Source organism: Streptomyces sp. NRRL S-495 (assembly GCF_000966955.1).
Taxonomy (GTDB): Bacteria; Actinomycetota; Actinomycetes; order Streptomycetales; family Streptomycetaceae; genus Kitasatospora; species Kitasatospora purpeofusca.
Genome location: NZ_JZWY01000668.1, coordinates 1 through 14,018, shown reverse-complemented (window position 1 = coordinate 14,018; position 14,018 = coordinate 1). Strand labels below are relative to the sequence as shown.

Below are 14,018 nucleotides of genomic sequence, written 5' to 3'. Positions count from 1 at the left end.
CTCGCCGAGTCCGTCCACCGCGTCGGCCTGCTGCCGCAGCTGCTGATCGGCGACGACGGCGCCGCGGACGTCTCCGGCATCGGCGGCGGCGGCACCGGACGGCGGCTCTCCCCGGTCGACGGCGTGGACTGGGCCGGCGCCGGCACCGACGAGATGCGGCTGGTGCGCCGCCCGCGCCCGTTCGGCACCGCGCACAACCGGCCGCGGCTCGGCGGCGCGCAGGTCGAGCCCGCCGAGCACACCGAGGCCCTGGTGGCCGGCTTCCGCGCCGGGTACGCGGCGCTCGCCGCCGGACGCGACGACCTCATCGGCCCGCGCGGGCTGCTGCGCTCCTTCGCGGACGCCGAGGTCCGGGTGGTCCCCCGGGCCACCCGGGTCTACGCCCGGCTGCTGGACGAGTCCACCCACCCCGACGTGCTGCGCGAGGCGGGCGCCCGGCAGGCCGTGCTCGACCTGCTGCGCACCGACGCGGTCGACGACCCCGGCCGTCCCGGGCTGGCCGAGCACGAGATCGCCGACCTGTGGACCGGCGACGTGCCGCTGTTCACCACCCGGCCCGGCACCCGCGACCTGTGGACCTCCGGCGGCCGACGGCTGCCCGGGGAGCTGGCCGAACCGGGGCTGGCCCGGGTCGAGGCCAAGCTCGCCGCGCTCGGCGCGGTCGACCGCAAGGACCAGGAATGGATCGTGCGCGCCGCCATGGCCGGTGCCGCCGACACCCCCGCGCACCGGCCCGGGCGTCCGGTGCCGGAGAACGTCTGGGCCACCGCGCCCGAGCCCGAACGGCTGCTGGCCGCCGCCCGGGGGCTCGGCGACCAGCTCGTCGCCGCCGCCTACCAGGGCCGGTCCCGGACCAACTGGCTCGGGCTCGAACTGCTCGCCGACCGCCACTGGCGGGTCCGGCCGCTCGGCGCGGACCTCGCCGGCGGGTACACCGGCACCGCGCTGTTCCTCGCCCAGCTCGCCGCGCTCACCGGGACCGACCGCTATGCCGAGGTCGCCCGCCGGGCCCTCGCGCCCGTCCCCGGGCTGCTCGACGCCCTCGGCGCCCACCCCGGCCACCCCGCCGCCGTCGGCTCCGGTGCCTTCGCCGGACTGGGCGGCATCACCTACGCGCTGTCCGAACTCGCCCGGCTCCTGGACGAGCCGCCGATCGGCGCCTGGACCGGGGCTGCGGTGGCGCTCACGGTGGCCGCGGCCGAGGGCGAGGCCGACCCGGGCGTGCACAGCGGCACCGCCGGCGGGCTCGCGGCCCTGCTCGCGGTCCACGGCGGGGCCGTCCACCGGACCCTCCTGCTCACCGGACCTGCCACCCCCGCCGACGCGCTGGCCGCCGCCGCCCGCTGCGCCGAGCGGCTCGCCGCCCACCCCCTCCCCGCCACCGCCGGCTTCGCCCACGGTTCGGCCGGCGTCGGCTGGGCACTGCTGCGCTACGCCGAGGCCACCGCCGAGCCCCCCGAGGGCCCGCACCACCGGGCCGGGCTGGCCGCCCTGCACGCGGCCACCGCCGTCCGTTCCCGCGAGGGCTCCTGGTGCCGGGGCCGTCCCGGGATCGCGCTCGCCGTCCTCGACAGCCCGCTCGCGCTCGCCGACCGGGAACTCGCCGACTGGGCCCAGCGGGCCGTCCGGAACACCGCCCGCGCCACCCCGCTCGGCGACCACAGCCTGTGCCACGGCGAGCTGGGAGTGCTGGAACTGCTCGGCCGGCACGGGCCCGCCGCCGGCCGCACCCCGTGGGTCCGGCGGGCCGGCGCGCTGCTGGCCGCCGTCGACCAGGACGGCGCGCGGTCCGGCACGCCCGACCACGTCCCGCACCCCGGACTGCTCACCGGCCTGGCCGGGATCGGCCACGGACTGCTCCGCCTCGGCTTCCCCGACCAGGTACCGTCGGCCCTGCTGCTCCGCCCCCGCGCCCCGGCGGCGACCGGCCCCGCCCCGGCGACCCACCGGACGGCGCGGCCCTTCGACACCGCCCTCCCCCCCCCCCCCCCCCCCCCCCCCCCTCCCCGACCCCCCGGCCGCCCCGGACACCGCCGCTTCCCTCCGCACCGTCGGCGGACCGCGCAGCCCGGTCGCGCTCCGCTGACCGCCCCGGCGGGCCGCCCGGGCCGCCGGCCACCCTCGACCGAACCGGCGCCGCCCGCACGACGTCCTCCCTCCCGAACCATCCATCACCACCACGAACGGAGCACCGAATCATGCACAACCACGACGAGCGGCTCACCCTGCCGCAAACCGCCGTCCGCCCCGGCGAGACGGCCGACCACCCGGCCGGCGAGATCCGCCTGCGCGCGGGCGGCGGCCTGGGCCTGCGTTCCCACCTGCTCGCCGGGACGGGCGGAGCCATCCCGCCGATCATCGAGTTCCCGACTATGACCACCCCCTTCTGATGCCCCACCGGCTCCTCTGAGCCGCTACCACCCCTTCCCGCCGCCGTTCGGACATATTTGGATCTGTTCTGATCTGTTCTGATCTGATCTGTTCGGACCCGTCAGGGAACAGCCCGACCCTGTGCACCACCCCCGGCCCCAACCGGCCGGACCGTCCGCCGCCGAGGACCGGGCAGCCCCTCGGCGGCGGACCCCGCCCCACCCCGCCCCACCCGCGCGCACCCCGACCCGCCGACCCGTGGCGGCGCTGTGCTCCGATTGTGGTCGTACGGCAACCATCCGGTGCTGACACGGTGTCTGCTTCGTAACCGATTCACCGCACTTCAGAACGGAATCCCCGTCAAGTAGCCTGCGCCCATGGTGCGCACCACGTCGTCGATCACCGTCGGCCGCGCCGCGGAGCTCGCGATGCTCGGCGGCGCGCTGGCCGCTGCCCGGCAACGGGCCGGCGGAGCGGTCTTCCTGGTCGGCGAGGCCGGCATCGGCAAGTCCCGGCTGGCCGGGGAATGCGCCTACCACGCCTACGGGCTCGGCCTGCCGGTACTGCGCGGGCGGGGCAGTTCGACCGGCACGGTGACACCGTTCCGCCCGTTGATCGAGGCACTGTCCTCACGGTTCCGGGCCGCCGGTCCCCCCACCGACCCCGAACTCGCCCCCTACCGCCCCGCGCTCGCCCGGCTCGTCCCCGAACCCGGAGACGGTGGTCGAACTGGCCGAGGCGCTGCTCCGGCTGCTCGCGGTGCTCGGCCGCGACCAGGGCTGCGTCCTGCTGCTGGAGGACCTCCACGACACCGACGCCGAGACCGTCGCCGTCCTGGAGTACCTGGTCGACAACCTCGCCGGCCTCCCGGTCCTGCTGCTCGCGACCCTGCGGGCCGAACCCGGCCCGGCCCTGGAGCTGGTACGGGCCGCCGAGCGCCGCCGCGCCGCCACCGTCGCCGAACTCCCGCCGCTGCCGCCCGCCGAGGTGGCCGCGCTGGCCGCCGCCATCCTGGAGGACGGGACCGGCGACCTCCCGGCGCCCCTGGTCGAGCACCTCGTCGAACGCGGCGACGGCTGCCCGTACCTGGTCGAGGAACTCCTCGCCGACCTGCTGGACCGGGGCACGCTGCGGCGCGCCGAGGACGGCCGCTGGCTGCTGGCCGACGGCTCCCGGCCCGGGGTGCCGAGCACCATCGTCCGCAGCTGGGGCCACCGGATCGACCAACTCGACCCCCAGGTGCGGGAACTGCTGCTGACGGCGGCCACCCTCGGCAGCCGGTTCTCGGTGACCACCGTCCAGCTGATCACCGGCTACGACGACCGGACCCTGTTCAGCCACCTCCGCTCGGCCTCCGAGGCCAATGTGATCGTGCCGGACGGCTCCGCACCGGACCGCTACGCCTTCCGGCACGCGCTGACCGCCGACGCGGTCACGGCCGCGCTCGCCCCCGCCGAACGGGCCGCGCTGGCCCGCCGGGCGGCCCGCGCCATCGTCCGCGCCGATCCCGAACTCGCCGACGAACGACGCCAGTTGGTCGCCTCCCTGCTGCTGGTGAGCGGCGACCGGGCGGGCGCGGCCGTGCACTTCGCGGAAGCCGGCCGGCGGGTGCTGGAGGCCGGGGCGGCCGGCTCCGCCGTGGTCCTGCTGGAACGCGCCCACGAACTCGCCGGCGACGCCGAACGGGCCTGCGTCACCGAGCGGCTGCTCCCGGCGCTGGCCGAATCCGGGCAGCTGGACCGGGCGTTCGAGCTGGTCCGCACTCTGCCGCCGGTCCCGCCGTCCGCGACCGCCGCACCCGGCCGAGGTTCCGGCTCCGGCGAGGGACGGGGGTCGCTCCCCGCCCCGGCCGTGGAGGGCCGGATCGAGCTGCACACCCGGCTCGCCTGGGCGGCCGTGATGGCCGAGCGCGGCCCGGACGCGGTGGCCCAGGTGGCCGCCGCGCGGGCACTCACCGCGGGCCGGCCGCGCCCCGAGCAGGACGCCGCGCTGGCCGTGGTCGAGGGGCACCTCGCCCTGCTGCCGGACCACACCCCGGACCCGGCCGATGGCAGGAGCGACGGCGCTGGCGACGTCGGCAACGGCGACGGCACCCGCGAGACCACCGCACCGACCGTCGCACCGACCGCGGCCCGCCTCGCCGAGGCCGAACGACGCGCCCGCCGCGCCGCCGAAGTGGCCGAACGCGCCGGCCTCCCGGTGGTCGCCTGCCAGGCCTGGCAACTGCTCGCCCTGCTCGCCCGCGAACAGGGCTTCGACGCCGCCGACGCCTGCCTGGAACGCATGCTGGCCGTCGCCGAGGCCAACGCCCTGCCCGTCTGGCGGGTCGAGGCCATGCTCCGGCTCGGCGCCAACGCCTTCATGCGCACCGGCGACGGCACCCGGCTGGAACGCGCCCGGGAGGCCGCCGCCGGGCTCGGCGCGATCGTCCTCACCCAGACCCTCGACGGACTGCTCGCCATGAACGCGGTGATGCGCGGCGAGTGGCACACCGCCCGCACCATCGTCGACCGCTGCCTCGACGCCACCGCCCGACTGCACAACCTCGCCGCCCACCGCTACCTGCTGCTCTCCTCCGCCACCCTCGCCGCGCACCTCGGCCGCACCCGGGAGATGGAACGCGAACTCGCCCGGTTCCGGCAGGCCGGCGGCGAGGAGTCCTTCCTGACACCGCTGCGCTACGGGCTGTGCCGGGCGGTCGGCGCCCTGCTCGCCGAGGACCGCCCCGGCGCCCGCGCCGAACTCGCCGCCGGACTGGCCTGGGAGGAGGAGCACCCCAGCGTGTTCTACCTGGCCGGCCGGCACGGCCTGCACCCGCTGCTGGAGGTCGTCGAGGGCCACTGGGACCGCGCCGCGCTCGACCGGGCCGCCGCCGTACCCGCCGCCGAACTGGCCTGGAACCACCAGTTCCTGCGGTTCGCGGACGCGGTGCTGCTGGGCCGCGAGGGCCGCCCCGCCGAGGCCGCCCGCGCGGTCGCCGAGGCCGGCCCGGGCGCCGCGTCCTTCCCGCTCGCCCACCACCTCGCGCTGCGGCTCGCCGCCGAGGCCGCGCTCGCCGACGGCTGGGGCGACCCGGTGGCCTGGCTGCGCACCGCCGAGGAGTACTTCCACCAGTTGGAGGTCCAGCCGGTGGCCGCCGCCTGCCGGACCCTGCTGCGCCGGGCCGGCGCCAGCGTCGCCCAGCACCGCGGCGGCCGCGACGCCGTCCCGGCCGGACTGCGCACCTGCGGGGTGACGGTCCGCGAGTACGAGGTGCTCGTCCTGCTCGCCGACCGCCCGGGCAACCAGGAGCTGGCCCGCAAGCTCTCCATCTCACCGCGCACGGTGGAGAAGCACCTGGCCAGCCTCCTCGCCAAGACCGGGCACCCGGACCGCGCCGCGCTCTGCGCCCTCGCCACCGAACTCCACACCGGCCGCTGACCGGCCGGGAGCCCGTCGCCCCCTGCCGGGAGAAACGACCCAGGGCTCGGGCGTCGGCGTAGCCGGTGCGGGCGGCTACCGCGCTGATGCTGAGATCGGTGTCGTGGAGGAGTCCGGTGACGTGGGCTCGGCGGCCGTCCTCGACCTCACCGCTCCACGTGGTGTCGTGCTCCTCGAGCCGGCGTTGCAGGGTCCGGGTGCCGAGGCTCATGCGCTGCGCCACGGTGGAGAGGGTGGGAGGGGCCGCTTCGTGCGCGGACGCCAGGGCGGCACGGAAGAGGTCCGGCCAGCCGCGCAGCGGGGTGGAGGTGGCGAGCCGGGCCGAGCGCGCACGCGCGGACGGCCCGGCCTGGAATGGTCTTCGTCCCGTTCCGCGATGCCCCGACCATCGGCTACGGCCCGATGTGGCCGACAGCGGGCACGAATCCCCTCATCGGCCCCTTCCTGGAGATCGTCGACGAACTCGCGCCGCCGCACCGGGACTGAATCGCACCCGAGGGAACAGGTGTGACAACCCGGCTCATGGGCCGGCGGTTCCGGAGGTCGTCAGCCCTTCGGCGCGATACCCAATGACCGGACGAGTTGGGTCAGTTCCTCGCGGAAGAGCTTTTCCGGGCTGGTGGTCTGGCTGTGCAGATGGCCGTAGATCTCCAGTGACACCAGGCCGTGAAGATGGCCCCAGAGGCGCAGCGCCAGGGCCACGCCGGCCGGAGGGAGGTGGGGGAAGGCGGGGCGGACCTTGCCGAGGAGGCCGGCATCGAAGTCGGACCACTGGAAGTCGCTGTCCGCGTAGAGGTGTTCGACATGCGGCCAGGCGGCGGCCGCGAGGCCGGTCAGGGCCGTGCAGACCCGCTGCGCGGCATCCGGGGCGGCACCGCCCTCGGGAACGATGTAGCCGGGTACCGGGTCGCCGTAGATGAGGCGGAAACCTTCGGGGTTGGCCAGCGCCCAGCCTCGGAAGGCGTGCGCCCATGCCGGGATCCGGTCGGCCGGATCCTTGGCGGGGGCGGCGTCCCAGGCGGCGTCGACGGAGTCGGCGAGCGAGGTGTACACATCGTTGATGAGCGTGGTGACCAGGTCGTCGCGGGTGGCGAAGTAGCCGTAGATGGCGTTGGGGGTCATGCCCATCTCGCGGGCGATGGCGCGCAGTGTGATCGCGCCGGGGCCGCCCGAGGCCATCAACTCCAGTGCCACACTCTTGATTTCGGCCGTCGTCTCGGCCCGCAGTCGCTCACGCCGCCCTCTGGTCCCGGTATCTGCCATACGGCCACTCTACAGCGTCACGATATTGATCGCCGTACTCGAACTTCACACCGTATAGTTTTCGTACGGCGTCCAGACGGTTGGCGGCAGCCAGCGCGTCCGGGCATGAACAAGGGGAGAGCCATGCACATCGGAGTGATCGGTGCCACCGGCACCATCGGCAGCCGGGTCGTCACGGAAGCGCTCGGCCGCGGACACCACGTCAGGGCACTCAGCCGCGACGCCTCGCAGATCAACGAGAGCCGCACGAACATCACCTGGGCAAGCGTGGACGTCCTCGACCCCGCGAGCATCACCGCCGTCCTGCCCGGCCTGGACGTGCTGATCAGCGGGTTCCAGCCAGGCAACGCGGCCAAGGATTTCGCGGACACCGTACGGCGCTCCATCGCCGACCCCACGCTCCATTCCACCGCCGCCCGGGCGCTCGTCAAAGCCCTGGAGAGCCACCCCCGGACCCGGCTCATCGTGATCGGCGGGGCCGGCAGTCTGGAGACAGCGCCCGGGGTGGCTCTCGCCGACGACGTCGACCGGATGCACGAGACCCTCGACCAGCTCGGGCTGCCCCGCGAGTACGCGGCCGCGGCACGCGGCGCCCGGGACGGTCTGAACGTCCTGCGTACGTCCAATCGGCTCTGGACCTACTTCAGCCCCGCCGAGGAGATCGCCCCCGGCGAGCGCACCGGCCGTTTCCGGATCGGCGGCGACCAGGCGGTCCGAGACGCCGACGGCCGCAGCCGCATCTCTGCGGAGGACGCCGCCCTCGCCCTGGTCGACGAGGCGGAACTGCCCCGCTTCGTCCAGCGCCGCTTCACCATCGGCTACTGACGCACCACCACAGCCGCCTCCGGGCTCCCCATGATGAAACTCCTGAGTTTCATCATGGGGAGCCCGGAGGCGGCCCACACGCACACAACACCTGGAAGGCGTCAAGATCCTCCCCAGGGAACCGTTCGGGAACGTCAAGGCCCGCGACCCCCACCGCGACTTCCGCCGCTAAGTGGTGAGCCGGGCGATCGCGCCGAGTTCCAGGGCGACGTGGACGGTGCCGTCCGGGGTGACGGCGATGCCGTGCGGTTCGGCGGCCGCAGCACCCTCGCCGCCGTCCAGCTCGTACCCGGCGTAGGTGCCGTCGGGCGTGAGGGAGCCGATCCGGCCGGCCGCCCACTCGGTGAACCAGAGCCGGCTGTCCGGGCCCGCGGTGACGGCGTGCGGGCGGGCCGCGCGGTCGGGCAGCGGGTACTCCGTCACCTCGCCGTCCACGGTGATCCGGCCCACCTGGCCGGCGCCGATCTCGACGAACCAGAGCCCGCCGTCGGGGCCCGCCGTGATGCCGACCGGGGCCGCGTCCTCGGTGGGCAGCGGGTGCAGGCTCGTCCGGCCGTCGACCGTGATCCGGCCGATCGCGTTGCCCTGGTTGAGGGTGAACCAGAGGGCGCCGTCCGACCCGGCGGCGATCATCGAGGGGAAGCCGCCGGCGACCGGCAGCGGGTACTCGGTGACCTCGCCGTCCACCGTGATCCGCCCGATCCGGTCGGCGTTCATCTCGGTGAACCACAGCGCGCCGTCCGGGCCGGCCGCGAGGCCGTAGGGGCCGCAGTCCGCCGTGGGCAGGGCGAAGGAGCTCTCCGCGCCGTCGACGGTGATCCGGCCGATCCGGTGGTCCCGCATCCGGGTGAACCAGAGGGCGCCGTCCGGCCCCGCCGCGATCACCGCGGGACCGCAGTCCTTCGAGTCGAGCGGGTGGCGGGTCACCGTCCCGTCCGCCGACAGCCGCCCGATCTCCCCGGCGTGCACCAGGGTGAACCACACCCCGCCGTCGGCCCCGACCGTCACCCCGTACGGCCCGGCCGCCCTGTCCGACACCACGACCCGTTCGATCGCCATCGGTCGCCCCGCCCCTCACTCTTGACACTTCGACAACAAGAACCGTGCGCGAAGCACTCTCCCCCACCCGCCCCGCCAGGGGCAACCCACCGACCGCCGCCGATTGTCAGTGGGGTCGCCTAACGTCCTCGGCATGGGCATCTATCTGGTGAGTGTCGAGGCCGACGACTGGCTCGACGAGGAAGTCCTCGGGCCGGTCGCCCGGGAGCTGGACGCGGTCCTGGCCCGGCGGGGGCTGCCGCCGTTCGTCTGCCCGCCCGCGACGGAGTTCCGCGCCGGGTCGGGACAGCACTTCGAGGAGAAGATGAACCGGCCTATCTCCGGCTTCGAAGCGTTCTGCCGGGAGCTGGCCGACGGCACGGTGGACGCCCTGCTCGGCTGGGACGTACTGCTCCCGGTGGAGCTGGAGGCGCCGGTACTGCTGCCGGTGGAGTGCTCCTACAACGACGTGACGGCGGTCGGCGACGCGCACCGGGCGCTCGCCGCCGCCCGCCGGCTGGCCGAGCTGCTCGCCCTCCCGCCCGGGATACCCGAGCACTGCGACAACCTGGAGATCAACTGCTGGTTCGAGGAGCACGCGGCCGCCGCGGCCGCCGTCTCCCCGGGACCCTGGACGGAGGACCTCGACATCGCCTTCCACGCCGCGCTCTTCCTGCGCGCCGCCGAGTACACGCTGCGCCGGGGCCGCCCGCTGGTCTACTCCTGACGCCCCTCGGCGACCGGCCCGACCGTCGGACCGGCCGTCGGGCCCGCCGTCGGGCCCGCCGTCGGACCTGCCACGGCGGGGCCGCCGTTCCGGTCGCCGCGGCGGCCCCGCCCGGTCGCGCCGCGCAGCACGGAGACGACACCGAGCCCGGCGGCGCAGATCGGCACGGCCAGCAGGGCGCCGATGATCCCGGCGATCCCCGCGCCGGCCACCACCGCGACCATGATGGTGCCCGGGTGGAGTTCCACGGTGCGGCTCTGGATCACCGGCTGGAGGATGTTGCCCTCGATGGCCTGGACGGCGACGACGATGCCGAGCGCCCACAGGGCCGTGCCGAGCCCGCCGTCGGCGAGGGCGACCAGGACGGCGACGGCCCCGGACAGGAAGGCTCCGACGAACGGGATGTAGGCGCCCATGAAGACCAGGGCGCCGAGCCCGGGCGCCCCGGGGACGCCGAGGACGAGCAGCCCGACGGTGATGAAGAGGGCGTCGATCAGGGCGATCAGGGTGGTGCCGCGCATGAAGCCGGCCATCGCGTCGAAGGCGCGCTCGGCGCAGAGCACCATGGTCTCCGCGCTGCGGGCGGGCAGGTAGGAGCGGATCACCTCGCCGGTGCGGTGGCCGTCGCGCAGGAAGAAGAACACCAGGGCGAGGGCCAGGACGCCACCGGTGGCGATCTGGGTAGCCAGGCCCAGACCGGAGAGCACGCCGTTGGTGAGCGTGGAGACCAACTGGTCGGTCTCGCCCTGGGCGTTGTCCAGCACGTGCCGGAGCTTCTCGCCGAAGGGGCCGAGCCATTCGGCGAGCCGGTCGCCCGCCTCCTGCAGCGCCCCGGCGATCTGCGGGGCGCTGTGCACGAGCGAGTTGACGAGCAGGGCGATCACGGCGCCGACGGCGGTGACCAGGACGGCGCAGGTGAGCCCGGCGGCGACCGAGCGGCTGAACCCGCGCCGGACCATCCAGGGCATCACCGGGTAGAGCAGCGAGGTACCGAGCAGCGCCACGATGACCGGCACGGTCGCGGCCCGCAGTTCGACGAGGGCGAAGACGACCAGCGAGGCGACGGTGATGAGCAGCACGACCGCCGCGGACCAGGCGGCGGCCGCCCGGACCGGGGGCGGCAGCATGAGGTAGGGGCGGCGGTGGTCGACCGGCCGCGGCTCGGGTGGGTTCTCGCCCGGCATCCGTTCCTCCCGTCGTCCGCCTTCCGCCCGGTCGGGCGATCGGTCCAGGTGTGCCCCATCCCAACAGATGATCAGATCGAACGCGCGTTGTGCGGCCGCCGCCCGAGGGGCTGGACCGATTGAAGCCAGCCCCCCCGGTGCGGGTACAGAGCACTCGCCCTCGAACCACCCCAATGAGTCACCCCACCGCGAACGGCCGTCCGGGCACCGGACGCCAGCGCTACCCGGCGCCACCCGGTGCCACCCCGCTCACCCGGCGGGCTCGAAGCGGACCTCGCCGTCGCCGCCCGCGAAGGCGAGCACCCGTTCGGCCTCGGCCAGGGCGGCGCGCCGGTCGGACGGGTCCAGCGGCGGGCCGAACGGGCGGACCGTCAGCGACCGGGCGCCGGAGCGCTCCTCGACCAGCCGCCAGCTGCCGGCGACCAGGCCGTCCACCAGCAGGGAGCCGAGCACGATGCCGTTCTGGGTCATCACCCGGGGCCGGTACTCCTCGGGCAGCACCCGGGTGCGGTCGGCGTGCGACAGCAGCAGGTTGTCGAACGGGGCGATCAGCCGGACCGGAGCGGGGGTGTCCGGGTCGGGCCTGGGTGCCTCGGGCAGGTCGTGGAGCAGCCGGCCGTGTTCGTCGCGGAAGGTGACCAGGCGGGGCGCGAGCCGCTTCAGGACCGGGGCGAGCCTGCTGAGGCCGCACCACTTCTGCAGGTCGGCGGCGGTGGCCGGGCCGAAGGCCGCGAGGTAGCGCAGGGCGAGGTCGTCGAGCGAGGGCTCGGGGTCGAGCGGCCGGCCCAGCCAGGCCTCGGCGGTGGTGTGGGCGGCGGGTCCACCGCGGCCCCAGAGGCCGCGCGGCGGGACCTGCACCAGCGGGAGCAGAGCCCGCGCGGCCTGGGCGAGCGCGGCCGGGTCGCGGTCGGGGCGGGTTTCGGCGAGTTCGGCGCCGAGCAACTGGAAGGTGCGCGGCTCCTTGTCGACCAGGCCGCGGGCCTCGGCGGCGAGCGCGTCGAGGTCGAGGCCGACCAGCCACTTGCCGAAGGAGGCGCGCAGGGCCTTGTCGAGCACCGGCTGCAGCAGTGGACGCAGGGTCAGGCAGTCCTCGGCGGTGACCAGGTGGATGGTGCCGCGCTGGAGGGCGATCCGCACCACCCGGCGGCTCTCGATCAGCTCGGTGAGCGCCTCGGGCGCGAAGCCGTCGAGGCGGGAGAGCAGGCCCAGATAGGGCGGCTGCGGGGCGGCCTGGGCCTGGAGGCCGCCGAGGTGTTCGATCATGGCGATCGGGGTGGCGGTGGTCCGCTCCAGCAGGTGCTGGCGGGCCAGCAGCGCCCGTCCGAGCGCCCGCTGCCCCAGTACTCCGCCCTCGGCCGCCGCACCGCCGGCCCGCTCCTCCGCGCTCACCGGCGGCCGTCCAGGACGGCGCGCAGCAGGGCGATCCGGTTGCTGGTGATCGAGTCGACGCCGGCCGCGCCCAGCTTGCGCATGGTGCGGCGCAGGTCGGCGGTCCAGGTGGAGACCTCCAGTCCGGCCCGGTGGGCGGCGACGGTGAACTCGGGGGTGGCGAGGCCGAACGGCGGGTTGATCCAGCGCGGGCGCAGATCGTCGAGCAGCGCGCGGGCGGGCAGCCGGGGCTGCTTCCAGGTGAGGGCGATCTCGGCCTCGGGAGCAAGGGCCCGGACGGCCAGCATCGCGGTGGCCGGGCCGCAGAAGCCCACCCGCCGCTCGGCGCCGAGGCCGACGACCACCTCCCAGGTGGCGGCGACCGGGCCGGCGTCGTCGAGGTCGAGGAGCAGCCGGCCGCCGGGGGTGGCGGCGGCGGTCTTGAGCGCCTCGGCGAGGGTGGGGACGCGGTACCGGCCGCCGCCGATCCCGTCGAGCTGCTCGGCGGTGAGCCGGGAGAGCGGGCGCGGGTCGTCCCAAAGCCGTTCGAGAGTCTCGTCGTGCAGCAGGACCGGGACCCGGTCGCGGGTCAGCCGGACGTCCACCTCGACGGCGTCGGCGCCGGCGGCGAACGCGGACTCGACGGAGGGGAGGGTGTTCTCGCGGTGGCGGTAGGGGTCGCCGCGGTGGGCGACGGCGAGCACGGGGCGGCGGGCGGCAGAAGCGGTCATCGGTCCGTTCATCGTTCGGCTCGTCGGTGGGAGGGGCGGTTGCGGACGTCCGGTCAGCGGATTCTCCTGGCGAGCCAGGGCGTCAGGGTGAGCGCGGTGACGGCCTCGCGGTAGCTCGGCTCGCCCGGCACGGTGACGATCATGGTGCAGGAGGGCGGGAAGACGCGTTGGTCGAGGTGGACCAGGCCGGTCCAGAGGGAGTTCAGGAAGGCCGGGACGCTGTCGCGGGGGACGTCGAACGGCACGTGCTCCACGGTGACGAGGGCCTCGTCGTGGACGAAGAGCCGTACGGTGACCTCGGGCGGGCCGGCGATCTCGACCAGGGCCTCGTGCGGTATCGCGGCCAGTTCGTCCGCACCCGCGCCGTCGGCGCCGACCAGTCCGGCGAAGGTCCGGTCCCGGCCGATGTCGTGGCTGGTGCTCACCTCGCGGCCGTGCCGGGCGGCCGTCGCCTCGATCGCGAGGACGGCGCTCTGGGTGGACGGCAGCGGGGGGTGGGGCATCGGGCGGTCCTCTCGTCGGCGGGCTCGGCCTCGGGCACGGGCGGTCAGGCGGTCGGGCGGTCGGGCGGTCGGCGGTCGGGCCCGGTGACGCGGGTCCGGTGACTCGGGCTCAGTCGATCATCGTCGTTCGATCATCACATTGGTCGATTTGATGACAGCCGTCGCGGGTGCACCGGGCACCAACTCCAGTTCCTCCGCCGACTCCCGGCTGATCAGCGACACCACCCGGAACGGCCCGGCCTGGATCTCCACCTGGGCGGCGACGTCGCCCAGCACCACGGCGGTGACGATGCCGGGGAAGCGGTTGCGGGCCGAGGAGGGACGACCCTCGGCCGCGGCGGTCTCCGGGCGGGCCAGCTCACGCGCGAACGCGGCCAGTTCGGCGCCCGCGATGATCCGGTGGCCGTGCTCGTCGCGCTCGGCGACGACACCCAGCGGCGCATGGTGTCGGCGCTCACGCCGAGCAGCGCGGCGGCCTCACCGATCCGGTACGGGTTGGCCGGTGCCCCTGGGTGGCCCATGGTTGCGACTCCTGACGGTGGTTCGGACGGTCCGGCGGGCGCGCGGCCCGACGGACGGACCGCTGATC

General features: G+C 75.3%; 10 protein-coding genes and 2 pseudogenes. 5 read left to right on the top strand and 7 right to left on the bottom strand.

Going from position 1 to position 14,018, the window contains the following annotated elements; all coding sequences use genetic code 11:
- The 3 genes and pseudogenes from VR45_RS30425 to VR45_RS50225 form a co-directional block, all read left to right on the top strand.
- On the top strand, positions 1-2,376 hold a 2,376-nt coding region (locus VR45_RS30425; RefSeq protein WP_159394406.1), incomplete at its 5' end, for a type 2 lanthipeptide synthetase LanM family protein.
- 374 nt (positions 2,377-2,750) lie between these two features.
- Positions 2,751-5,790, top strand: a pseudogene (locus tag VR45_RS30420) (AAA family ATPase).
- Positions 5,791-6,144: 354 nt separating this feature from the next.
- Positions 6,145-6,276 carry a hypothetical protein gene (locus VR45_RS50225; protein WP_286163540.1) on the top strand — a complete coding sequence of 44 codons (132 nt, stop codon included), beginning with the start codon at positions 6,145-6,147 and terminating at the stop codon, positions 6,274-6,276.
- 60 nt (positions 6,277-6,336) lie between these two features.
- Here VR45_RS50225 and VR45_RS30415 read toward each other — a convergent pair whose 3' ends face one another.
- A complete protein-coding gene (locus VR45_RS30415) occupies positions 6,337-7,053 on the bottom strand; it encodes a TetR/AcrR family transcriptional regulator (RefSeq protein WP_045943084.1) in 717 nt (238 codons plus the stop codon).
- A 123-nt stretch (positions 7,054-7,176) separates the two neighbouring features.
- Here VR45_RS30415 and VR45_RS30410 point away from each other — a divergent pair, with 123 nt between their 5' ends.
- Entirely contained in the window at positions 7,177-7,878 is a 702-nt protein-coding gene (locus tag VR45_RS30410; protein ID WP_045943083.1) for an NAD(P)H-binding protein, read from the top strand.
- A gap of 168 nt (positions 7,879-8,046) precedes the next feature.
- On the opposite strand, the gene VR45_RS30405 is transcribed toward VR45_RS30410, so the two are convergent.
- Complete coding sequence (locus tag VR45_RS30405; RefSeq protein ID WP_045943082.1) at positions 8,047-8,937, bottom strand: virginiamycin B lyase; 891 nt, start codon at positions 8,935-8,937, stop codon at positions 8,047-8,049.
- Between the two features lie 133 nt (positions 8,938-9,070).
- Here VR45_RS30405 and VR45_RS30400 point away from each other — a divergent pair, with 133 nt between their 5' ends.
- Positions 9,071-9,643 (top strand): hypothetical protein, encoded by a 573-nt coding sequence (locus tag VR45_RS30400; RefSeq protein WP_045943081.1) that lies wholly within the window; start codon positions 9,071-9,073, stop codon positions 9,641-9,643.
- Here the strand turns inward: VR45_RS30400 and VR45_RS30395 are convergent.
- The 5 genes and pseudogenes from VR45_RS30395 to VR45_RS30375 form a co-directional block, all read right to left on the bottom strand.
- Positions 9,634-10,827: an AI-2E family transporter gene (locus VR45_RS30395; RefSeq protein ID WP_045943080.1), complete on the bottom strand. Its 1,194-nt coding sequence runs from the start codon at positions 10,825-10,827 to the stop codon at positions 9,634-9,636. The genes VR45_RS30400 and VR45_RS30395 overlap by 10 nt on opposite strands.
- A gap of 249 nt (positions 10,828-11,076) precedes the next feature.
- Positions 11,077-12,216 carry a winged helix DNA-binding domain-containing protein gene (locus VR45_RS30390; RefSeq protein ID WP_045943079.1) on the bottom strand — a complete coding sequence of 380 codons (1,140 nt, stop codon included), beginning with the start codon at positions 12,214-12,216 and terminating at the stop codon, positions 11,077-11,079.
- A complete protein-coding gene (locus tag VR45_RS30385; protein ID WP_045943085.1) occupies positions 12,213-12,926 on the bottom strand; it encodes a glycerophosphodiester phosphodiesterase in 714 nt (237 codons plus the stop codon). Before VR45_RS30385 ends, VR45_RS30390 begins: the two co-directional genes overlap by 4 nt.
- A 53-nt stretch (positions 12,927-12,979) precedes the next feature.
- Positions 12,980-13,429, bottom strand: coding sequence for a hypothetical protein (locus VR45_RS30380; protein WP_045943078.1), 450 nt, complete (start codon positions 13,427-13,429; stop codon positions 12,980-12,982).
- A gap of 117 nt (positions 13,430-13,546) precedes the next feature.
- A pseudogene (locus tag VR45_RS30375) lies at positions 13,547-13,950 on the bottom strand (TOBE domain-containing protein).
- Positions 13,951-14,018 lie beyond the last annotated feature (68 nt).

What these genes read in the sequence shown, in the direction of transcription:
- VR45_RS50225 (WP_286163540.1), top strand. Translation starts at nt 6,145, where the DNA reads ATGGTCTTCGTCCCGTTCCGCGATGCCCCGACCATCGGCTACGGCCCG.
- VR45_RS30415 (WP_045943084.1), bottom strand. Translation starts at nt 7,053, where the DNA reads ATGGCAGATACCGGGACCAGAGGGCGGCGTGAGCGACTGCGGGCCGAG.
- VR45_RS30410 (WP_045943083.1), top strand. Translation starts at nt 7,177, where the DNA reads ATGCACATCGGAGTGATCGGTGCCACCGGCACCATCGGCAGCCGGGTC.
- VR45_RS30405 (WP_045943082.1), bottom strand. Translation starts at nt 8,937, where the DNA reads ATGGCGATCGAACGGGTCGTGGTGTCGGACAGGGCGGCCGGGCCGTAC.
- VR45_RS30400 (WP_045943081.1), top strand. Translation starts at nt 9,071, where the DNA reads ATGGGCATCTATCTGGTGAGTGTCGAGGCCGACGACTGGCTCGACGAG.
- VR45_RS30395 (WP_045943080.1), bottom strand. Translation starts at nt 10,827, where the DNA reads ATGCCGGGCGAGAACCCACCCGAGCCGCGGCCGGTCGACCACCGCCGC.
- VR45_RS30385 (WP_045943085.1), bottom strand. Translation starts at nt 12,926, where the DNA reads ATGACCGCTTCTGCCGCCCGCCGCCCCGTGCTCGCCGTCGCCCACCGC.
- VR45_RS30380 (WP_045943078.1), bottom strand. Translation starts at nt 13,429, where the DNA reads ATGCCCCACCCCCCGCTGCCGTCCACCCAGAGCGCCGTCCTCGCGATC.